The organism is Psychrobacter sp. APC 3279 (assembly GCF_030407795.1).
Classification (GTDB): domain Bacteria; phylum Pseudomonadota; class Gammaproteobacteria; order Pseudomonadales; family Moraxellaceae; genus Psychrobacter.
Genome location: NZ_JASDCR010000024.1, coordinates 1 through 22,384 on the forward strand (window position 1 = coordinate 1; position 22,384 = coordinate 22,384).

Below are 22,384 nucleotides of genomic sequence, written 5' to 3' on the forward strand. Positions count from 1 at the left end.
CCCTTTGCTGACGACAATAGCGCGATGGCCCCACCTGATCCCTTCCCGAACTCAGAAGTGAAACATCGTAGCGCCAATGGTAGTGTGGTTCGCCCATGTGAGAGTAGGTCATCGTCAGCTCTCTATTCTGAAATATCCCCCGACATTAGCTTGTCGGGGGATTTTCTTTGGCTATGATTTGGTGACGGCTTCTTTATCTAATTTATTCTAGCAAGCGTATTGCAGTATTGATTATAGAAAAACTTGAAGGTATGCTGTTTTTTATTGAAAGCGCTTCTAACTTGTAAAAAGCACTGTATTAAAGACAAAGCCGTCATTAGACTAATAAGGAAGTATGCGTGTCAATTTGGTTGCTGGTTCTAATATCATTTATGCATATTACTATTGGCGGGGCTTTTGCCTTCGGGTTTCTTTTCTATATGTGTGCAGAGGGAAGCCCAAGCTTAACCAAAATTGAGAATAACATTCTCTTTACCTTGTTGATTGGATATGCAGCTTCACTTGTAATCAGTGTTGGAATGGCTATTTATTTTTACGTATTTACTACTGGCGATTTATATTATTGGTGTTTCGCCATACCGTGGGTACTACTGATTCTACTGTTAGGTTATTGGGCATATATTTTAGCGAAATTTAACGCATTTTGAGGATACTGTTGGCATGTCTGGCCTGATTAATTACTTCTTAAAACAACTCACCTATCTCAGGTATCTCTTCAAAATCAAAACCTAACTGTTCATCTTTACGCTGTTTCATTTGTTCTATACGCAGCTTCCGTCCTGCGATAAGCCGTAGCACCTCGCGCTGCTGCTCTGTCGTCATGTCATGCCATAGCTGGCGCTCAGTTCGACTACGCAGGCAACCAAAGCAATAACCCTTCTTATTACTTTGGCAAAGACCAATACATGGATTGGCAATCTCGAACAGCTCAAACTGTTGATTCATGACTTCTCCATAATGACTACCGTCATTCCTTTGACCTGCATAAAATCACTGTACAACATTATTATGTCGCAAATACTGACTAATAGTGTGCCATTTTATTGTTATTATTTCCGTCTAGCGGGTGCTATGCTTAGCTTTGATAGCCTTTATAAGATAATCATAACAAAATTAATAAGTGAGATGATACGTGAACTTGATTTATATCCATGGATTGGACAGTGATGCCAACTCGACCAAAGGGGTGCTGTTAGAAAAATATTGTCAGCTTCATCATCCTGATATTAATGTGCTGCGTCCTGATTTAAATAAAACCCCAGCACAAGTGTGTGAGCAATTACTGTCTTTAATCAAAGCGCTAAATAATAGTGAAGATAGAAAATCAGCAGATAAGCAGACTGAGTTATCAAATACGGTATTAATCGGTAGCTCATTGGGTGGGTATTTTTCTACTGTGATAAGCAACCAGATAGGCTGCCCAGTTTTATTGCTTAACCCTAGTATCCAGCCCCATATCACCTTACAGCGTTTCTCTAATAAACCAGTATCAAGTCAAGATAATTTAAATGAGTCATCTACTAGCAAAGTCCTGCATACGACAGCGGGAGGCTGGAGAATTACGCCCGCAGATTTACAGTGGTTTGCAGACCATCAGCTGTTATCAGTAAATTATCCTAATAAAGTTGCTGTGCTATTAAAAGAAGGCGATGAGTTGTTGAATTCTGAATTGTCTCAAGATTTTTATCAAAGTCATGGCGCATCGGTAACGGTGCAAGTAGGTGGCGATCATCGCTTCAGTGACTTTGATGAGCAGCTGCCGATGGTGATGAATATCTTACAGAGTTTAGTACAACCTTAAATAGACGACATTATATGACGTAAGCGATGGAGTATTAACGTTAACGTCACTATTTTTCGTTATAATGGTTTAATAGAATTAAACGCACGCGAACAGTTAAGGATGCATTTGTGAGTCAATATAATGCGCAATCGTTAGAAGTTTTAGAAGGTCTTGAGCCAGTCCGTCGTCGTCCAGGTATGTATACCGACACCACGCGCCCGAATCATTTGGCGCAAGAGGTCATTGATAACTCAGTTGATGAAGCGTTGGCTGGTTATGCTAAAACCATCAAGGTGCAATTGCATAGTGATGGATCGTTGTCTGTCGAAGATGACGGGCGCGGTATGCCAACTGATATTCACCCTGAGTTTGGTCAATCTGGTATTGAGCTGATTTTGACCCGTTTGCATGCAGGTGGGAAGTTTTCGACCTCTAATTATGAGGTGTCAGGTGGTCTACATGGAGTGGGTATCTCTGTCGTCAATGCGCTATCAACCCGCGTTGAAGTTACGGTATGGCGTGATAGCACACAGTTCGACATGGCATTTGAAAATGGTGCACCAGTTACGCCATTGACTGAAGCAGTCAGCTCAAACAAGCGCAAACGTGGCACCAGAGTACATTTTTGGGCGGATGGTAGTTTCTTTGATACGCCCAAATTCAATGTAAAACAGCTCAAGCATAATTTAAAAGCAAAGGCTGTTTTGGCCGCTGGACTGACGATCGAATTCACTGATGATATCAATGATGAAAAAGTCGTTTGGCAGTTTACGGATGGGGTGGTCGAGTATCTAAGCGAACAGTTAGATGGTTTGGAAACATTGCCTGAAGCGCCGTTTTATTATAATTATGATGCGAAAGCGGGCGAACGAGCGGCTATTACCTTTGCCTTGTCTTGGTTGCCTGATGGTGGTACGCCGATTCAAGAAAGCTATGTGAACTTGATTCCGACAGCTCAGGGCGGTACGCACGTCAACGGACTACGCACAGGTATCTTAGAAGCACTGCGTGAGTTCTGCGATATTCATAATTTGCTACCACGTAGTGTGAAGCTAACCGCAGAAGATGTCTGGGACGGGGTGAACTATATCCTGTCTCTTAAGTTCTCTGAGCCACAGTTTTCTGGACAGACCAAAGAGCGTTTATCTAGTCGAGAGGCTGCGGGCGCTGTACAGACATTGGCAAAAGATGCCTTTAGCCTATGGTTAAACCAGCATGCGGAAATGGGCACGCAAATCGCTGAATTGGCGATTAATAAAGCAGGTCGTCGTCTAAAATCTGCCAAAAAAGTCGCTCGTAAAAAGATTACTCAGGGACCCGCATTGCCTGGTAAATTGGCAGACTGCCGTGGTGATTTGCGTGATGGCGCTGAGCTGTTCTTAGTAGAGGGTGATTCTGCGGGTGGTAGTGCTAAGCAAGCCAGAGATCGTCATTATCAGGCGATATTACCTCTGCGCGGTAAAATCCTAAATACGTGGGAGGTATCATCAGATACGGTGTTATCAAGCCAAGAGATTCATGATATTGCCATTGCTATCGGTGTTGATCCTGCCTCTGATGACTTGTCTGAGCTACGTTACGACAAGATATGTATCTTAGCGGATGCTGACTCTGATGGTCTGCACATTGCGACATTGATCTGCGCTTTGTTTGTGAAGCATTTCCCTGCGCTAGTGGATGCGGGTCATTTATTTGTGGCCATGCCGCCCTTGTATCGAGTGGATGTGGGTAAAGAGGTTCACTATGCGTTAGATGAGCCGGAGCTTGCACATATCTTGGCTAACGTACCGGGCAATAAAAAAGCTCAGATTACACGCTTTAAAGGGCTTGGTGAAATGAGTGCTGAGCAACTACGTGAGACGACGATGAGCCGTGATACACGCCGCTTAGTACAGTTAGATATGGATGACATGGTACTGACCAATAGCGTGATGGATATGCTACTGGCTAAGAAACGTGCCTCTGATCGTAAGTCATGGCTCGAGAGCAAAGGTGATTTGGCCGATATTTCTTAAAAGGTAGCAATGAATTTAAAGAAATATGGGTGCAGAATATCGTAATAGGTCATTACTTATATTTATGGCTAAACGATCTATCACATAATAAAAGCACGCAAAATTTAGCCTAGCCACAAAGGCTTAATGGTATTATGTCAGTACCTTTCATTATATTGTGCTGTCATGATACCGAAGATTTTTAACCGTTCTAAGTCTGTTGTTTCTAAACCTGAGCGCTCCAAAGTACTCCCAAAACTTAGCAAAAAGCATTTGGGAGATAAGGTTCCTAAGCGTGGCAACAAGTTTGCGCCTGTTATTGCATCCGCGCTGTTAAAGGCGTCAGGTTGGCGTACGGTAGGCGAGATTCCAAATATTTCACAAGCTGTAGTGCTTGCTCTGCCACATACTTCTAATGTGGATGGTATTTATGCGATTCCAAGTCTGTTTGCATTAGATATCAAAATCAGCATTATGGGCAAGCACACGTTATTTAAAGTACCTGTATTTGCGCAATTATTAAATTGGATAGGGGTCATTCCTATCGATCGTGGTAATAAAGGCTCTGTGCTTCAAGCCAGTATTGATAAGTTCAAAACTGGTGAACCCTTATTTTTGGGATTATCACCAGAGGGGACACGGCAATATACTGAGTCGTGGAAGACAGGTTTTTATTATTTAGCGGTGGGTGCTGGTGTACCGATTTTGCCAGTAGCGATGGACTACAATACTAAAGAAATACGGTTTATGTCGCTGGTTTACCCTACAGGTGATATTGAAGCGGATTTACCAAAAATATATTCTCAGTATAAAGGGGTGTTGCCAAGACATCTTGAGCGTTTGTCGCAGCCACTACAAGATATCAATAATGCACCTGAATAAGCTAGATAGTATTAATAATAGTTCAATTAGTTAAGTTAAAATCACTGGTTATATGACAGGTATGAAAACTCAAAGCTACCTACAATTAAGTTCCAATAATTCATATTTAAAAAGCCCCTGATATGATGGTATCAGGGGCTTTTCTTGAATAATATTTGGATGTCTATCAGCTTAACGATTTAGAACTGTGGTTGGCCGTTAGAAGCGCTAACACCGCCGTCAACAGGTAGATTAACACCAGTAATCATAGAGGCATCATCACTTGCTAAGAAAGTAATGGCAGCGGCGATATCCTCTGGGGTTGCCAAGCGTCCAAGCGGACAGCGAGCTAAAAACTTATCCGTCTTAGATTCATTATCTTGAATAGCCGTAGTCATATCAGTTTTGGTGACGCTTGGATTAACCGCATTAACACGAACGCCATCTGAACCATGATCTAATGCCAATGTACGGGTTAAATTGGTCACACCCGCTTTAGCAGCATTGTAAGCAGCCATATTCCAGTCTCCACCCACACCTGAGAGCGATGAAATATTGACGATATTGCCCTTTGATGCAATTAAGTGAGGCATAGCCGCTTGAGAGACGTAAAAAGTCCCGTTTAGATTCACATCGATAGCAGAGCGCCAATCATCAGCAGATAATTCTGTGATTTTGCCTTGGGTTGCTTTGCCAGCATTGTTGACCAAGATATCAATTTTGCCAAATTTGTCGATAGCACGTTCAACCATCTCTTGTACTTGGCTTTGGACACTGATATCGCATGTAATAATGAGATAATTATCGGTATGAATCCAGGTACGATCTTGCGGCAACTCTTTTGCAGTTTCTTCTAGTGTTGCTGCCGTACGTCCTACTAAAACCACGCTAGCGCCTTCCTCGGCAAAGCGAATAGCAGTTGCACGGCCAATACCAGAGCCTGCACCCGTTACAACGACGGTCTTTTCTTTAAAACGCTTCATAATGTTTAATCCTTATTATTATATAATAGTCATTAAAAATTCGATGATTAAAATTTCAATGACTATGGTTTCGATAAATACAACTAAGTACAGTTTGTCACCCATAAACTTGCACGCAAGCAATACTGCTTTGATATCATCATAACAAGTGATCGCTTTGAAAGCGACTGTCTCTGATAGTGCTTATGTAGCATAATTTTGCATCATTCAGATATTTGTAATACGCGATAATGATGTGGTTATTATCATGAGCTGGCATGTGCGATATTCACCATACGATAATAGAAGGTTGGAACTTGTGTCCCATTCGATTACTACTATGCCCGACTGGGGCTATCTGACGACTGAGCTAGTCAGTTATTTACAAGCAGATGCTATGGCAGCGACTCTAGCAGGCATGCATACGATTGAGCATGAATACAATGCTCAGTACATCGCTCGTCACTATCAATATCAGCTACCACTTGGCAAGCTACAGCTGTTGGAGCTGACACTATATCTACCCTATGATACAGAATCAGCTGACATTGAGGCTGTGCGTATGACTGCGGTAAAGTCAGCACTTACATGGTACAAGTCATTATCGTCTCAAAATGAAGACAATGCTTCAGCTGGTTATGAAGCTATGATTTTTGATATTCAGCTTGTCGGAGGAAGTAGCAGGCTCAATCAAGATGATAACGATGACAATTCAAACAGTGCTCTACAGCGACTTAAACACAATTTTGGGGTTCGTTACTTTTTAGAAGACTTAGTTGTCGACATGAGCGAAAGCATGCAGCAGCTGCAAGTCTTTAGTTGGGATGATTGGTACTCAATAGCAGCAGCGGTACGAACTCCGTGTGAGTTATGGCGTTTCTTAGTTTATCATCTGGAGCAGCTACAGCAGTCGGCTGTAAATCATATTCCAAGTTTCGAGTCAGAAAACGCTTTGGTTGAGCGCTTTTTACAAAGCCCAGACCTGTTTGCTCCTGCCATTGTAGTTGATAATGCGCTCATCAAAAATGAAGTACAAGACGAACCTAACTCAGCACTGGTCGCCATCACGCTTGCCTACAAGAACCAAAGTTCAACTGCTCAGATGTACCATCAGCATATGATACAAGCAGCCACGATATGGTCTCAGCTGAGTATGCAGATGATAGATACGTATGGTAAAAAGCACGTAGCTAATAACGACGAACAGACAGAAACACCGCTCGCTCACTGGCAACAACAACTACTAGATGAGTCTTTGTTTTCACGTCACGAGCTTATCCGTACGCTATATAGACACCCTAAACAAAGCGCAGCGCTGCAAAAAGATGGCTATGTGGTACACCAACATTCTTATGAAAGTTTGGGACGACATTATGTACTGGTGTTTTATGGTCAGGAGTCAAAAGGACCTAATAGTAAAGCCGCTGTCCAACCAAAGCTAGCGAAGATCGCACAAGACGTTGCCACACGTTTGCCAATTATTGAGCTACATCATGTAGTCGTGCTTGGTATCGATTTTATCACTGAAAATAATGAGAATTTTTTCGATATTGACTTGTGGATTCAGCCAGTTGATGCGATGACTCAAAGGGAGCGCCAACTTACTAAGCAAATGCAGAAACTAAAACAACAAGAGATGAATAAGCAAAATACACCACCTGCTAGTAGCGTGGAAGATAGTAAACCTGCGAAGGCGCAAAAAGAAAAATTACCTCAAGTACAGATGAGCTTGACGATTCCAGCGCGCAAAGATAAGCAGTAGATAGACGTAGTTAGCTTTCTACCCGTTTATTAATAAGAAGAACCACAGATTTATTAATATATTTACTGACATAAAAAAAGACAGCCTAGGCTGTCTTTTTCGTATCTAAACTAAACAATCAAAAATACTTATTTATTGAGGTCGTCATTGAGACCGCTACCAGGAAGTACGTCATCACTGTTGTAGATGTCATTAGTATCAACACGTGGTGTATCAACTACATCGGTACGTAAATCAGTGGTAGGTGTGCTAGCAGCAGATGGCGTGTTTTCACGAACTGAATCAGCAACTTTTTCTTGAGTTGATGAACTTGGCTGTAGCGCAGATTTTGCTTTCGCTTCAGTACGTTCATGATCCATCTTATCCTGCATTTTACGTAAGAAGCGAGCTGCAGCTTCTTGACCACCAAGACCAAATGATAGAGCAAAGGCAACGGCTACCGCGCCTAGTGTTAGACCAAATGCTAGGTTAACGATTGAATCGGCAATACCCATCGCTTTTAGACCCATTGCTAATACTAGGCCCATGATCAATACACGTACGATGTTTGCTAGGAATTGTGAACCTTGCTCAGAACGTTCAACCACACCTGCAATGATATTGGCAAGCCAGAATCCGATGAATAGGATAATTGCGCCTAGGATGATGTTTGCACCGAATGCGATAAACATCGTAATAATAGCTGAGATAGGCTCGAAACCTAACAAGTCAGCGGCTGCAATAGCAGCAAATAGCATAGCGAAGAATATAATCGCATAACCAACTAGGTCAGAAATTTTCTTATCGCCCATGGTTTCTTGTAGACCAACTTTCGCAGGTAGTTGATTGATTTGAGTGTTCTCAATCAGACCTTTGATGATGTTGGCAACCATGCGTACAACATAGAAAGTTACTACTAGGATAGCCACTGCCATAAAGATGTTTGGCAATGCTTCCATAATTTTGTTAAGCATATTGGTCGCAGGGCGAGCAATTACTTCGATTTTTAATGCGTTTAGAGCAGCAATAATGGTTGGAATGATAACCACAAGAAATGCTAATGAACCTGCAATGTTAGGCAAGCTGTTTTGCTCACTTAAACCTGCTTTTGACGCCAATTCTTGTACATTAAAAGTAGAAACAAGATTGGTGACGATGCCGCGTACGACTTTGGCAATAATATAACCAACGACGAAGACCACACCAGCAATCATGATATTAGGGATGAAGCTAAAGATTTTGTCGACCATATTAGTTAGTGGAGCGAACAAACCATCAAGCTCTAATTGACCAAGTACCATGGTCAACACAACCAATAAGATGAACCAGTAAACCATATCAGCAATCGTGCTGCTCATTGGTTTTACACCAGCTTGTGCACTTAAACGCTCATCCATAGAGGTTTTCGCGAGTGCAGCATTGATCGCTGTGCGTGCAACAGTAGCCACGACCCAACCGATCACACCAAGTGCGATAGCGCCGATAAGATTAGGGATAAATGCCAATACTTGATTAACCATATTTGCGAATGGTGCTGAGATAGAGTTTAAGTTTAATTGGCTAAGTGCGCCTGAGATAGCAATGATGAAAATAAACCAGAAAACAATTTTGGAGATGATACCTTCAAGGTCGTAGGTCTTACCAGTTGAAGAGTTCATACGTTGATTGAGATTAACTTTAGAGAGTACGCCACGTACCAGTGCTGCGATACCAAGGGCTACTAGCCAACCAATAACGAATATCAAAATAGCACCAATGATGGAACCGATAGGTCCACCGAGATAGCCGTTAAAAGATGTGTACATTGGGTTCATCTTATCCTCCTTGAAGCATCTTATATAACTCGCCAAAAACAATGTTCATACAGCGATTAGTGAGCAAGACATACAGATGGTTGTCATAAATAGTATTTTTAGAATCAGTTATATAGAGATATTATCGTTTTTGAGCATAAACTATTATCAGCAGTATCTCTTATTTATATTACAGTGACTTCGCTATCGATATCTGCTTATTTTTGATAAAAATTAACGCTCGGTTACTTATCTCCTTAACTAATTCAGCTTAGCTGATGTATTGATGGATTTAAAGACAGAAAGCTTTACCTGTTACTATATTTGTGTGATAACTTGTTATTATGATAGAAGATATTAACATAGACTATACATTGGCCCGATAATTTCGTGCAAAGCGTGGTTCCCAAAACTAAGATTTGTTATTATAGAGGAATGTGACATCTCGCCACTATTCTTACAATTAGAGAGTACTTTATGAAAAAAATCACTACTTTAGGCGTTAGTGCACTTGCTAGCGCTATGTTGTTAGTAACAGGCTGTAGCACCAACAATGGCAATCAAGAAACAGCCGCTCAAAGCGTTTCCATTACTGAACAAAGCTCAGCTAATGAAAAAGTAGGTTATAGCTTAGGTTTCATGATGGCAGAAGGCAATAAAGACGCTGTCAAAGATCTAGACCTAAATACTTTTGAAAAAGGCTTCCGTGATGGCTACGAAGGCAATGAATCAGCATTGACCCAAGAGCAGATGCAACAAGTATTGATGGACTATCAAAAAGAGCAAGAAGAGCAGTTTGTTAAAGACATGGAAACCAAAGCGACAGAAAATAAAGCCGCTGGTACTGCGTTCTTAGCAGAAAACGCTAAAAAAGAAGGCGTGAAGCAAACAGAGTCTGGTTTACAGTATAAAGTTATCAAAGCAGGTACTGGTAAATCACCAAAAGCAACTGACGTGGTTGAAGTAAACTACGAAGGTAAATTGCTTGATGGTACGGTGTTTGACAGCTCTTATGAGCGCGGTGAGCCAATCGAGTTCCCACTAAACCAAGTAATCGCTGGCTGGACTGAAGGTCTACAGTTGATGAAAGAAGGTGGAAAATACGAGTTCTATATTCCATCAGACATCGCTTATGGCGAAGCTGGTAACGCTGGTATCGAGCCTAACAGTACGCTTATCTTTACTGTCGAGCTATTAAAAGTAAAATAAGTATCTGAAGCAGATATTATTAGTTTAGGTGCTTAGCCTACAAAAAAGCCTTCATATAATTATGAAGGCTTTTTTATGGGTAAATATTTATGTCAACTTGATATAGAGCTTATAAAGCCGATATTAGGTTAGTAATAAACTATAGATTCTTTTGAAAGACTTTAGAATTACGGCCATTATGGTATTTTTCTAAACGTGCTTCAGGTAAAGCGCTGGCTTCAACCTCAGCAAAGCCTTGCTCGACGAACCAGTGCGCGGTACGAGTGGTTAAAACAAACAGCTTGTACAAACCATGGCTACGCGCTTGCTGTTCTAGAAACGCTAGTAAATCTGCACCGCGGCTACCACTACGGTACTCAGGGCGCACGGCAACACAGGCAACTTCCGCTGACTCTGAATCTAGCGTATGCAATGCTGCACAGCCCAAAATCATACCATCGCGCTCAATCACACTATAGTTATCAATCTCTTGCTCTAAGCGCTCGCGTGAACGACTGACCAAGATACCTTGCTCTTCTAGAGGTGACAGCAGCTCAATAAGACCAACTACATCATCGATATTGGCACGGCGAATTTCTTCATAAGGGTCGTGGCTAATCAGCGTACCAGAACCATCACGTGTGAATAGTTCTTCTAGTAATGCGCCGTTTTTGGCATACGAGATAATATGCGTGCGATGGACGCCTTGACGACAGGCCAAGCTTGCACAATTCAAGAAATAATTGATTTCACAATTTAGATCACGGTCACGTAAGAAGCGATCAACTTCATTTGGAATCATTTCACGTAATAAACGATCGTCGTCGTTGATACCCGCTTCTTCACCTAAGAAGATAAGCTTGTCAGCGCCAAGTGCTACGGCAGCGCTTAGGGCAACATCTTCGGCCAGTAAGTTAAATACTTCGCCAGTCGCAGAGTAGCCCATCGAGCCTAGTACAACGATATGGTCATGAAGTAGGTTGTTTTTGATGGCTTCCACATCGATAGAACGCACTTCACCCGTCATTTGGTAATCAATACCTTCACGGATACCATATGGGCGAGCTGTCACGAAATTACCCGATATCGCATCGATACGTGAACCATACATCGGAGAGTTGGCCAGCCCCATTGATAGCTGAGCTTCAATCTGTAAACGAATAGCACCAACGGCTTGTAAGATAGATGGCATCGCTGCACGTGGCGTAATACGGATGTCTTGATGTAGCGGCGATTCAATGTTAGCGTCTTTTAAGTTCTTTTCAATTTGCGGTCGTGCCCCGTGTACCAGTACTAGCTTGATACCCAAGCTATGCAACAAGGCAAAATCATGAATAAGTGTGCTGAAATTCGCATGATTGACCGCTTCACCACCAAACATGATCACGAAAGTTTTGCCGCGATGGGTATTAATGTAGGGTGCAGAGTTACGGAACCAATGGACGTATTCAGGGTTAATCTGGGGCATGGAGCTAGTAGTCATAATGGGAGCAGTAGTCGTTAGAATAAGAAAAGGGGCGCAGCAAAAAAATGCCTAACGCTAAAGATTTACCATAGCAAAAAACGCGGTTATGAGCTATCTTTTATTTCAGCTGTATTCAAGCATTCTAATTGCCAATCGCTGATATACACAACCTCAACACTGGGTTAATGTACGTACAAATGCTTTTTGTTATGCTAAGCGCTATTGCTTTACAGATGCTGAGCGAAGATAATCAGGTTAGATAAGTGAGTTCATGTTTTTCATAGATTGTATGGACTATTTCACAGCGATATCTTGTGTACATCGTAATGCGTTTTATCTGTTGAACAAATTATAAAAATAACTTAAGTTGCACCATCTGTGTTTTACCGATATATCAACCAGGGATAATGAAAATCATGAAAAAAAGTAACCAGTTTGCTAGCCCGTTCAGTGCTTGGAGCGGCCACCGCTTATTTCACGTTGTTGCCGGTACGCTCATCGGTGCGATGGTAGTTACACAAGCCTCAGCAATGCTGCCAACACCAGAGCAAGCGGTTGATAGCTCAATGGCTATTCAGACAAATGCCAACAAGAGCAGCAACTCAAGTGCTCAAGCCGTTAACAGCAGAATTACAGCGTCGTTGGTCAGCGTTGATGCCAATGGTCAAGAAGTACTCGTCCCTGTAGATACCAATACTCGTTTGCAGTCAGGCAATGTATTGGAATATCAAGGGTACTTTACCAATACCAATGCAGATCGCGTCCGTAAAATGACCGTTACGATGAGCATTCCAGAGCAGGTAGAACTATTAAAAACGGTTGCTCCTGAATTTCCATATGGCAGTGTAGATGGCAATAACTTTGCTCGTATGCCATTACGTACCAAAGTAGATAATCAACTACAAGATGTCGCGTTTAAATACTATAAAGCGGTACGTTGGGACCTAGAGGGCGTAGGTCTAAATGATACGGTTGCTGTAAAATATCGCGCGCGCGTTAAATAGTCCTGAATTTTTGGATTAAAATTTAGCTAGCATTGATATAGCTAGCACTGAAAACTATCCATTTAGTATTGAAAGCTATCAATAAAAAAGCACCACAGTTTATAGCTGCGGTGCTTTTTTATGATGTGTGTCAGGACGTTTGGTATTTTTGCTGATAAGTAATTAATAATACTCCATTACAGCGTGGCATATTTGCTACTAGATTTCTCTTGAATAAGTTGTTTGATAGTATTGATTTGCGGCGTTGTAGCTTGAGCGCCTGCTTGTATTAGACTGCGTCGCTGCTTCGTATCTATCGAACTGTTACGACCGACATTGGGAGTAATAACAATATCCGCTCGATCCCGCTCGCTCTGATTTGACGCGGAGCGATTAGTCGTCAGGTTGGTAGCTAGAATATTGGTTTCGAGAAAGCCCCAAAAGTCACTCAATGAGTTCATAGTCGGTATTTGATTATTAGTATTATCACTGCTTTGAGCTCCCCTTACATCTACAGCAATGACAATATCAGCACCTAAGTCATAGGCGCTATCTACTGGTACTAAACTGACCACACCACCATCGATATATTTTTTACCGACCTTTTCAGGAATGCGCGGGGCAATAAAAATATTGGGTACGCTACAGGACGCTTGTACGGTAAGCCCTGCATCGCCAGTGGTAAAGACTGTTTTCTTTAGTGTGTGTTTCTCTGCTGCGATTGCCGCAAAAGCAATAGGGAAATCCTCTATAGCACGCGCATTCACTTTGCTATTAATAAAGTTTTTTAACTTAATACCTTCGATAAAACCTTGATTGGACAAGGTAAAGTCTGTGAGCTGGCTATCAGTAGTGGTCAGTGCCAATTGCTCAAGCTGTGCCGGCGTGTAACCACTGGCATATAAGCTGCCAATAAAGCTACCCACACTCGTACCGACCACCAATGTCGGTTTGATACCATTTTCCTCTAGAGCTTTGATGACCCCCACATGGGCAAACCCTTTCGCACCGCCACCACCCAAAACCAGTGCGACAGTAGGAGCCTTAATAACAGGCTCTGGAGTTTTGGGAGTAGTAGATGTCAACGTGCTACACGCACTAATATACAAACCGAGAATTGGTATTAAGCCCAACCTCAGTAGTTTTAGATTATGACGAATCAGATTGTGACGAAACTGACGAGGCAAAATAGAAATAAGCATAGAAAAACACCTTACGAAATTGCCAGAATTCAAAAAATAAGACATCAGTTATTGATATGATGAGGAGAAGCGGTTTATCTATAGTAGATGGACTGTATAGGTGCTATTTTACTAAATAGCCTAGCATAAGCAATTGTATTGTCAGCTATAATGAAATGAGTCGACTTTTTATACGTACTATCGTTATAGCTATTCTATGCTACAAGTCATTATGTGCAGCCTACTAAAAATGCTCGATTTAGCATACAAAAATTAAAAATAATATTGTTAGGATCTTTAATGCCAATATCGGAGAGTCATGCCTCATCTAACTCATTAGATCACTTTAGATCTGATATGCCGCTGTCAGCACTAGATATGCCAGTGTCTGCGCTAGCAGGTGTAGGGGTAAAAGTCGCAGAGCAGTTGGCGCAATTGAATATCAAGCGGATATTCGATTTGCTATTACATTTGCCCCGTGATTATGAAGATCGTAGTCGACTGGTATCAATCGGTGATGTAGAGCATGGACAATCAGCGCTAATTACTGGTCATATCGTTCATGTCGATACCAAGCGCAGTGGGATGACTGTGACGGTGGACGATGATACGGGTACGATATCGTTACGGTTTTTTAAGGTCTATCGTGGTCTGGTACAGACCATGAATTTGGGAACGCGCTTACAGCTATTTGGTGAGGTCAAAGTCAGCCGCTACGGTAAGCAGATACATCACCCTGAATATCAAGTTATCACTGATAATACAGTCATGACTGATACGGGATTGCAGCCTATTTATCCTACTGTCAAAGGTTTACATCAAAACAAGCTGCGCACTTTAATTAAACTGGCATTGCAAACGGTTCGGAGCCAAGGTCTGCCGATGACATTGTTTACGGCTGAAGATTTTGCAGTTGTATCGGATTTGCCATTAGTGCCTTTTGAGCCATCTAAATCAACAGTATCAGAGGCCGAATATACCGAAGATATTTTCTCAACGTTAGCACGCAGCGTGCCTGATAATGCGATTGGCAATAGCGTATATAAACCCAATCCTTCTACCTATCAGGCAGATAATGACATACATAACGTCGCTGCCAGTATTGCTCAGCATAATGTCTATAATTTAACGATATTTGAAGCATTGGTACTGCTGCATACGCCGCCTACTTATACTAGCGCGTCTCAGCAATACAAACTATTCACTCAACTCAGTGCTCGTACGCATGCTGCTTGCCAGCGCTTAATTATCGAAGAGTTGACTGCGCATCAACTCAGTTTGCTATATCGTCGCCAGCAGCTACATCAGCATAAAGCACCCAAATGCACTACCAATAGTCCTCTTGCTGATAAGCTGTTTTCTGCATTGCCTTTTGACTTAACGGGTGCGCAAAAAAGAGTGATGAAAGACATTACTGCGGATATGGCGACCTCAATTCCGATGCTACGACTGGTACAGGGAGATGTGGGTGCTGGCAAGACGTTGGTGGCAGCAGGGGCGGCAGGCTATGCGCTCGATAGTGGCTGGCAGGTCGCGGTAATGGCACCGACTGAGATTTTGGCAGAGCAGCATCTACTGAATTTTAAGCAATGGTTTGAGCCATTAGGTATTGGTGTCGGTTGGCTCGCAGGTAAGCAAACGGCCAAACAACGCCGCGAAGCATTGGAAGCGGTTGCAGAAAATACCGTGCAAGTGGTGGTCGGTACTCATGCACTGTTTCAGGAGCAAGTTCAGTTCGCTAAATTAGGCTTGGTTATCATTGATGAGCAGCATCGATTCGGTGTTGAGCAGCGTATGGCATTGACCAATAAAGGCGTGGCGAATAGTACCCCACACCAGCTAATCATGACCGCAACACCGATTCCAAGAACCTTAGCGATGAGCGTCTATGGCGATATGGATACTTCAATCATTGATGAATTGCCACCGGGGCGTACCCCAATTACGACGGTAACTATCGATCGTAATCGACGCGATGAAGTCATAGAACGTATCGCGATCAATTGCGAAGCGGGCAGGCAAGCGTATTGGGTATGCTCACTGGTAGAATCGTCTAGCGTATTGGACGCGCAGGCAGCCGAAGCCACTTATGAAGACTTAAACGAACGTCTAGATATTCGTATTGGACTGGTACATGGCAAGATGAAGTCTGCTGATAAGCAAGCCATCATGCAGGAGTTCAAAGCAGGTAATCTAGACTTGCTGATTGCGACGACTGTCATCGAGGTAGGCGTCGATGTGCCTAATGCGTCGCTCATGGTTATCGAAAATGCAGAGCGTTTGGGGCTATCACAATTGCATCAGCTGCGTGGGCGAGTCGGACGTGGCTCGACTAAAAGCTTCTGTGTACTATTGTATCAAAAGCCGCTATCGGAGACAGGTACTGAGCGACTAAACGTCCTACGCGATAGTACCGATGGCTTCATCATTGCCCAAAAGGATTTAGAGCTGCGTGGACCGGGTGAGCTACTGGGCAAGCGCCAAACAGGTAACGTTGGATACTATTTGGCTGACCTAATCCGTGATGAGCAATTATTTGCCATTGCTCAGCGGTTAGCGAAGCATTTGATTGCAGATCCAGCGCGTAAACCAGATGTTAGTCAATTGATTCATCGCTGGATGCCAGAAGCCAGTCGTTATACCAATGCTTAGCGTTTAGTGTCCGTTGTCTAGTAATCAGTGTTTAGTGCTTAGTATCGGTATTGGCAATTAGGTTCAGTGCATCATTGAACCTAGCTCTGGATATAAGCAAATAGTATGGCCACAACTTTAAAATTATTTATAGATGATACTCCATCCATAGTCAGTCGCTGAATACATCAGATATTCAGCGACTGACTATACGCGATCTTATTTCTTTGAATTGGTCGATATGCTTGAACACTACACAGATATTAGGTCTAAGTTTCAATTAAATTTATGAACGCTAGACCCTATATATAAAAATAAGATGATGACTAAATATATGCTATTCTCGATAATTTGATGAACTATTATAATAATAAACAGGGCTTTAGAGAACATCGTAATACTCTCTGTAAGTAACGCTCATAGCCTTATATCAGGCTTTCCAAACATTGCTTCGATTGCGTGCCACTTTTTATTATTGCTGTGACTGATTGATATTTTTAGTCATTCTATATCGAGTATTTCAATATTGACTGTACCTACAGAGAGTTATCATGAGCGATTTTGAAGAAACCCATTCTAAGCCGTCAGCTGAATCTGAGTTGCCGCCGTATCGTCAACCTGACACTGTATCTCAAAGACCATCTTCAAAACCACCAATATGGTTATGGCCCGTATTGGCAGCCGTACTAGTGATAGGGGTGCTGCTTGGTAAGTATTGGGGCAACGATGGTAGTGCCGCTGCAGATGAGTCAGCAACTGCTAATTCTGTCGCAAACGATCAAGCAACAGGCAGTGACGCCAGTATTGAGCAATCAGTACTCTCAGTAGAAACAGTCAGTCCAAGCCAAAATGATATCGGCAGCACGCTCAGTGCCGATGGAACCATCAATGCTAAAGATACTGCGAATGTCAGTGCAAAAGTCAATGGTGTGGCTATCGAGCGTATTTTGGTCGAAGAAGGCGACCGCGTTAGAGTAGGTCAAGTCTTAGCCGTGTTCGATACCGATGCTATGGAGCAGCAAGTGCTACAAGCGCAAGCAGATGTTGCAGAAGCGGAAGCTACCCTTGCCAATGCCAGCGCTGATGCTGCACGTGTGCTGCCATTGATCGATATCGATGCCATTAGCAAACAAGAAGCCGATCGCTACCGTACTTCGGAAGTCCGCGCCAGAGCTTCTTTGCAAGCGTCTAAAGCTCGTTTGAGCAATCAGCGTTTAACATTAGAGAACGCAAAAGTCGTCGCTCCTGTCAGCGGTATTATCAGTGAAAAAATGGTAGAAGTCGGTCAAGTGGCAGGCGGAGATCCGCTATTTACGATTATAAAGGGCGGCATTTTGGAATGGCGAGCAGATATAGATCCTAAGCTTATCGGTGATATAAACGTCGGTACGCCTGTACAAGTCAGTCTACCGGGTGGTGATACAGTGATGGGGCAAGTAAACCGCATCGCACCCACCGCAGATAACAACCGCCAAATTACGATTTATGCCAGCCTAGCTGCCAACTCAAAGATACGTGCAGGCATGTATCAAACAGGCGAATTCCTATTAGGAAGTACCAGTACGCAAACGATTCCTAATAGCGCCGTGGTCAGCAGTGATGGTTATGATTATGTGATGCTCGTTACCGAGTCAACTACTCGAGATGATCGATCGATGGGACGTATCAAGCAGCAGCGAGTCACGTTAGGTGAGCGATTGGGCGAGAGCGTAGCAGTGCTAGAGCCTTTACCAAGTGACAGTCATATCGTAAAGCAGGGCGGTAGCTTCTTAAATGACGGTGACCTAGTGCGCGTTGTTGATGGTGTAACTCAAACCAGTAAGCCAGTGCAGGCACAGCCATGAGCTTAAACGTCTCCGCTTATTCGATAAAGAACCCGCTCGTCGCTATCTTGCTGTTTGTGCTGCTGACGTTGGGCGGTATTTACGGTTTCATGAAAATGAAAGTCCAGCAGTTTCCGGACATAGATTTGCCAGCGGTGGTAGTCACGGTCACGCTACCGGGTGCTGCGCCTTCACAGCTCGAAAACGATATTGCAAAGAAGATCGAAAATAAACTGACCAGTATCGAGGGCGTGAGTCATATTCGCACCACGCTACAAACGGGTGCGGCGACCATTGCCACCGAATTTACCTTAGAAAAAGACATTCAAGAAGCAGTAGACGATGTACGGTCAGCAGTTGGCGAAGTACGCGGTGATCTACCAGCTGCCGCCAACGATCCTATTATTACCAAAGTATCTACTGCTGGGTTTCCAGTAGTTACGTACTCTGTCGCTGCTGAGAATATGAGCGTGGAGGATTTATCGTGGTTTGTCGATGATACCGTTACTAAGCGACTATCTGACATACCAGGCGTTAGTACCGTGAGCCGTGTTGGCGGGTTGCAGCGTGAGATTACGGTTGCTGCTGACCCGATTGCGTTAAGTGGTCTAAAGTTTTCTATTTCACAATTATCGCAGCAAATCGCTGGTATCCAGCAAGACAGTTCTGGTGGGGAGGCGGAAGTTGGCAATACGACTCAGACCATCCGTGTTCTCGGTGCCGTTGAGCGAGCAAATGAGCTAAACGATTTGCAAGTGGCTGTCCCTACAGGTGGGACACAGGCTTTAGGTCGGATGGCAAAAATCACTGATGGCGCAGCAGATCCAAGCTCAATTGCTAAGCTGGACGGTCAAACAGTGGTGGCATTTAACATTACTCGATCGCGCGGTGCCAGTGAGGTCGACGTGATGGATCTGGTCGATGAGGAGCTTGCCAAGCTGACTGCTGATGTCGGTAATATCAGTATTGAAAAAGTCTATGACCGAGCCACACCCATTGCAGAGGATTATGAAGCCTCATTAAGAATGCTCATCGAGGGTGGTTTGTTGGCTGTAGTGGTAGTCTTTCTGTTTTTGCGCAATATTCGAGCGACTATCGTTGCCGCGGTTGCTTTGCCGTTATCAGTGATTCCAACCTTTTTGGGTATGTATTTATTTGGCTTTAGTCTGAATATCATTTCATTACTGGCATTGTCATTGGTCATTGGGGTGCTGGTCGATGATGCAATCGTTGAAGTCGAAAACATCATACGCCATCTACGCATGGGTAAGACACCCTATGAAGCAGCGATGGAAGCCGCTGATGAAATCGGTCTGGCCGTTGTCGCGACTACTTTTACTTTGATTGCGGTGTTTTTACCAACAGCCTTTATGGGCGGTATCGTTGGACAGTTTTTCCGTCAGTTTGGTTGGACGGCTGCCTTATCAATTTTTGCCTCGCTGATGGTAGCGCGCCTGATTACACCGATGATGGCAGCTTATATCTTACGACCTGAGAAAAAGCACGTCGAAAAACAAAGCGCGATGATGAAGTACTATCTTAAGATTGTGTCTTGGACCCTACATCATCGCTGGATAACCATGGGTGCAACGCTTGTTTTATTTGTGGCATCGCTAGCTCTGGTTAAGCTGTTACCCACTTCATTTATCCCTGATAATGATATCGATCAAACTCGAGTGGCTATTGAGCTGACACCTGACGTGTCGTTGGCAGATACTGAGCGCGTGGCAGCGCTAGCGAGTGCTCGCATTTTGGCCATGCCTGAGGTGACCAATATCTTTACCTCAGTGGGAGAGGCGCAGGCGTCGATGGGTGCGTCAGATGGTGGCGGCGGTAAGGCTGAAAACATTGCCGGTTTGGATATTGTGCTTGCTCCGCGTGCAGAACGAGGCACTAAGCAAGAGATAGAACGCAAAATTAGTAAGCTGATGCAAGAGGTGCCAGGAGCACGGTTTACCGTTGGCTTATCGAGTGGTGGTGAGAGCGGCTATAACTTTTCATTAACCAGTACTAATCCGCAATTGCTTGAACAAACTGCACAAAAAATCATGTCTGAGATTCGAGGGCTACCAAGTGCAGGTGCTGTGACCAGTGATCGCAGTCTACCACGCCAAGAACTAACGGTAACCCCAGATAGATTGGCAATGGCGGATAAGGGGGTGACCACGCAAGATATCGCTACGACTCTGCGTGTGGCGACCGTAGGTGACTACGAACAGCAATTGTCCAAGCTCAATCTTGATACGCGTCAAGTACCAATCGTCGTACGTCTACCAGATGTAGCTAAGCAAAATGTTAGCCAGCTAGAAGGTTTGTACGTGCCGAGTACTATGCCTGCCGGTCAAGGCGTGCGCGTCGGTGAGGTTGCTACGCTAGACTTTGGCACTGGCCCTGCGCAGATTAGTAGACTGGATCGAGAGCGTGCCATTAGTATCACGGTACAACCTGCGAGTGGCGAGCTTGGCGATTTGGTACAGGCTGTCAAAGCAGTGCCGACCATGCAGCAACTGCCACCTTCGATTACCATCATCGATCAGGGCCAAGCTGAAAACATGGCAGACCTCTTTAGTGGCTTTATCATTGCGATGTCCGTCGGTGTGGTTTGTATTTTAGGCGTACTTATTCTACTTTTTGGTCGTTTATTGCAGCCTTTTACCATTCTAATGGCTTTACCTCTGTCGATCGGTGGGGCATTTGTCGGCTTGGTTATTACCAATAGCAGCTTATCGATGCCTTCGATGATTGGCTTTATTATGCTCATGGGTATTGCGACCAAAAACTCAATCCTGCTGGTCGATTATGCATTGATTGCCCAGCGCCGAGGGCTGGCGCGTTTTGAGGCTATCGTAGATGCATGCCGCAAGCGTGCACGGCCTATTATCATGACGACCATTGCGATGGGTGCAGGTATGCTGCCATTGGTATTTGGTTGGGGCGATGCAGATCCTACTTTTAGGCGACCGATGGCAGCAGCAGTACTGGGTGGTCTGGTAACCTCTACGCTATTGAGCTTGGTTGTTATTCCTGTCGTCTATACTTTGATGGATGACCTATCAGGATGGTTTGCAAAATGGTTAGCTCCACATGGTAAGCCTAGTGACTTCTAATAGCCACTTCTCATAGAGAGCCAAATAGCTAACCAAATAGCTAACCAAGTAGTGAGCCAAGTAGTGAGCCAAGACACGACACAATAGTAGCAATGTGGAAAATGCTAAATGATTAACACGCTCTCAATTAGGTCATATACTCGTCAAACTAGAGGACATTTTCATGACTTTCATCAGATTGTTTTGCCTTTGCGAGGTGCAATAAATATCGAAGTTGGGAGCTATACTGGAAAAGTTATCCCAAGCGAATGTGTTGTGGTTAAGACAAATGAAAAGCACTACTTTAGCGCTGAGGAGAATGCAAAGTTTATCGTTGTGGATACAGACTTATTACCAGAAAATGTGCTTCATTCATCACAAATTGTTTTTTCTATAAGTTCGCCATTGTTGGCATTTCTGGAGTTTTCAGAGAGTCAGTTAAGGTATCAAATCAATCCTGAAGTTGAGAGGTTGATGTTTGATACCTTCTATAAACTCCTAGAACAACAAAATCTATTTGTGCAATATGACGCTCGAATTAGAGAAGTCGTCGCATATATCCACCATAATTTTGCTAAAAACCTTTCTGTCGAAGTGTTGGCGGATATCTCTTGTCTCGGTGCCACACAGTTTAAAAAGAACTTTAAATCGCAAACAAACCAAACTGTCACTGAGTACATCACAAGGATCAGAATGCAAAAGGCGCAAGCTTTGTTACTACATACTGATTCACCTATCGCTATCATAGCCGAATTGGTTGGTTATACGGATGTTAGTGCTTTTAGCCGTCGATTTTCTAAATATTTCGGTATTGCTCCTTCCAAATTAAAACACGTCTAACCAGACATACAAACCGTCTAATCTGCACAAATATTAGTCTATAACTCTCTATA

General features: G+C 43.4%; 15 protein-coding genes and 1 rRNA gene. 11 read left to right on the plus strand and 5 right to left on the minus strand.

Translation table 11 applies throughout. From position 1 onward, the window contains the following. Positions 1 to 6 precede the first annotated feature (6 nt). A 5S ribosomal RNA gene (rrf, locus tag QL898_RS12355) occupies positions 7 to 120 on the plus strand. Positions 121 to 684: 564 nt separating this feature from the next. On the opposite strand, the gene QL898_RS12360 is transcribed toward rrf, so the two are convergent. Continuing rightward, entirely contained in the window at positions 685 to 945 is a 261-nt protein-coding gene (locus QL898_RS12360; RefSeq protein WP_057762147.1) for a DUF1289 domain-containing protein, read from the minus strand. A gap of 187 nt (positions 946 to 1,132) precedes the next feature. On the opposite strand from QL898_RS12360, the gene QL898_RS12365 reads away from it, so the two are divergent. From QL898_RS12365 to QL898_RS12375, 3 genes are all read left to right on the plus strand, one after another. Continuing rightward, on the plus strand, positions 1,133 to 1,801 hold the full coding sequence (locus QL898_RS12365) for a YqiA/YcfP family alpha/beta fold hydrolase (protein ID WP_290177026.1): 669 nt from the start codon (positions 1,133 to 1,135) through the stop codon (positions 1,799 to 1,801). A gap of 110 nt (positions 1,802 to 1,911) precedes the next feature. Continuing rightward, a complete protein-coding gene (gene parE / locus QL898_RS12370) occupies positions 1,912 to 3,798 on the plus strand; it encodes a DNA topoisomerase IV subunit B (protein WP_102092137.1) in 1,887 nt (628 codons plus the stop codon). A gap of 165 nt (positions 3,799 to 3,963) precedes the next feature. Then, a complete protein-coding gene (locus QL898_RS12375; protein WP_290177027.1) occupies positions 3,964 to 4,659 on the plus strand; it encodes a lysophospholipid acyltransferase family protein in 696 nt (231 codons plus the stop codon). Positions 4,660 to 4,838: 179 nt separating this feature from the next. Here the strand turns inward: QL898_RS12375 and QL898_RS12380 are convergent, their stop codons facing one another. Next, positions 4,839 to 5,621 carry an SDR family oxidoreductase gene (locus QL898_RS12380; protein ID WP_057762139.1) on the minus strand — a complete coding sequence of 261 codons (783 nt, stop codon included), beginning with the start codon at positions 5,619 to 5,621 and terminating at the stop codon, positions 4,839 to 4,841. A 298-nt stretch (positions 5,622 to 5,919) separates the two neighbouring features. Between QL898_RS12380 and QL898_RS12385 the strand changes: the two genes are divergently transcribed. Next, positions 5,920 to 7,362 carry a hypothetical protein gene (locus QL898_RS12385; protein ID WP_290177028.1) on the plus strand — a complete coding sequence of 481 codons (1,443 nt, stop codon included), beginning with the start codon at positions 5,920 to 5,922 and terminating at the stop codon, positions 7,360 to 7,362. 128 nt (positions 7,363 to 7,490) lie between these two features. Here QL898_RS12385 and QL898_RS12390 read toward each other — a convergent pair whose 3' ends face one another. After that, positions 7,491 to 9,155, minus strand: coding sequence for a mechanosensitive ion channel (locus tag QL898_RS12390; protein WP_290177029.1), 1,665 nt, complete (start codon positions 9,153 to 9,155; stop codon positions 7,491 to 7,493). 456 nt (positions 9,156 to 9,611) lie between these two features. On the opposite strand from QL898_RS12390, the gene QL898_RS12395 reads away from it, so the two are divergent. After that, a complete protein-coding gene (locus tag QL898_RS12395) occupies positions 9,612 to 10,343 on the plus strand; it encodes an FKBP-type peptidyl-prolyl cis-trans isomerase (RefSeq protein ID WP_101205997.1) in 732 nt (243 codons plus the stop codon). A 139-nt stretch (positions 10,344 to 10,482) separates the two neighbouring features. Here QL898_RS12395 and argA read toward each other — a convergent pair whose 3' ends face one another. Next, positions 10,483 to 11,805: an amino-acid N-acetyltransferase gene (gene argA, locus QL898_RS12400; RefSeq protein ID WP_057762129.1), complete on the minus strand. Its 1,323-nt coding sequence runs from the start codon at positions 11,803 to 11,805 to the stop codon at positions 10,483 to 10,485. Between the two features lie 398 nt (positions 11,806 to 12,203). Between argA and QL898_RS12405 the strand changes: the two genes are divergently transcribed. Beyond that, complete coding sequence (locus QL898_RS12405) at positions 12,204 to 12,791, plus strand: hypothetical protein (protein WP_290177030.1); 588 nt, start codon at positions 12,204 to 12,206, stop codon at positions 12,789 to 12,791. A gap of 176 nt (positions 12,792 to 12,967) precedes the next feature. On the opposite strand, the gene QL898_RS12410 is transcribed toward QL898_RS12405, so the two are convergent. Then, positions 12,968 to 13,972, minus strand: a complete 1,005-nt coding sequence (locus QL898_RS12410) for a patatin-like phospholipase family protein (RefSeq protein ID WP_290177031.1) — start codon at positions 13,970 to 13,972, stop codon at positions 12,968 to 12,970. 279 nt (positions 13,973 to 14,251) lie between these two features. Here QL898_RS12410 and recG point away from each other — a divergent pair, with 279 nt between their 5' ends. The 4 genes from recG to QL898_RS12430 all read left to right on the plus strand — a co-directional run bounded on the left by recG (position 14,252) and on the right by QL898_RS12430 (position 22,331). Then, positions 14,252 to 16,603, plus strand: a complete 2,352-nt coding sequence (gene recG, locus QL898_RS12415) for an ATP-dependent DNA helicase RecG (RefSeq protein WP_290177032.1) — start codon at positions 14,252 to 14,254, stop codon at positions 16,601 to 16,603. 530 nt (positions 16,604 to 17,133) lie between these two features. Further along, positions 17,134 to 18,426: an efflux RND transporter periplasmic adaptor subunit gene (locus tag QL898_RS12420; RefSeq protein WP_290177033.1), complete on the plus strand. Its 1,293-nt coding sequence runs from the start codon at positions 17,134 to 17,136 to the stop codon at positions 18,424 to 18,426. Next, positions 18,423 to 21,512, plus strand: coding sequence for an efflux RND transporter permease subunit (locus tag QL898_RS12425; RefSeq protein WP_290177034.1), 3,090 nt, complete (start codon positions 18,423 to 18,425; stop codon positions 21,510 to 21,512). Before QL898_RS12420 ends, QL898_RS12425 begins: the two co-directional genes overlap by 4 nt. A gap of 108 nt (positions 21,513 to 21,620) precedes the next feature. Then, on the plus strand, positions 21,621 to 22,331 hold the full coding sequence (locus tag QL898_RS12430; protein WP_290177035.1) for an AraC family transcriptional regulator: 711 nt from the start codon (positions 21,621 to 21,623) through the stop codon (positions 22,329 to 22,331). Positions 22,332 to 22,384: the final 53 nt, after the last annotated feature.

Bases quoted from the DNA above. Each gene is read 5' to 3' on its own strand.
- QL898_RS12405 (WP_290177030.1), top strand. From the start codon at position 12,204: ATGAAAAAAAGTAACCAGTTTGCTAGCCCGTTCAGTGCTTGGAGCGGC.
- QL898_RS12395 (WP_101205997.1), top strand. From the start codon at position 9,612: ATGAAAAAAATCACTACTTTAGGCGTTAGTGCACTTGCTAGCGCTATG.
- QL898_RS12430 (WP_290177035.1), top strand. From the start codon at position 21,621: ATGATTAACACGCTCTCAATTAGGTCATATACTCGTCAAACTAGAGGA.
- QL898_RS12360 (WP_057762147.1), bottom strand. From the start codon at position 945: ATGAATCAACAGTTTGAGCTGTTCGAGATTGCCAATCCATGTATTGGT.
- recG (WP_290177032.1), top strand. From the start codon at position 14,252: ATGCCAATATCGGAGAGTCATGCCTCATCTAACTCATTAGATCACTTT.
- QL898_RS12390 (WP_290177029.1), bottom strand. From the start codon at position 9,155: ATGAACCCAATGTACACATCTTTTAACGGCTATCTCGGTGGACCTATC.
- argA (WP_057762129.1), bottom strand. From the start codon at position 11,805: ATGACTACTAGCTCCATGCCCCAGATTAACCCTGAATACGTCCATTGG.
- QL898_RS12375 (WP_290177027.1), top strand. From the start codon at position 3,964: ATGATACCGAAGATTTTTAACCGTTCTAAGTCTGTTGTTTCTAAACCT.
- QL898_RS12380 (WP_057762139.1), bottom strand. From the start codon at position 5,621: ATGAAGCGTTTTAAAGAAAAGACCGTCGTTGTAACGGGTGCAGGCTCT.
- QL898_RS12410 (WP_290177031.1), bottom strand. From the start codon at position 13,972: ATGCTTATTTCTATTTTGCCTCGTCAGTTTCGTCACAATCTGATTCGT.
- QL898_RS12425 (WP_290177034.1), top strand. From the start codon at position 18,423: ATGAGCTTAAACGTCTCCGCTTATTCGATAAAGAACCCGCTCGTCGCT.
- QL898_RS12420 (WP_290177033.1), top strand. From the start codon at position 17,134: ATGAGCGATTTTGAAGAAACCCATTCTAAGCCGTCAGCTGAATCTGAG.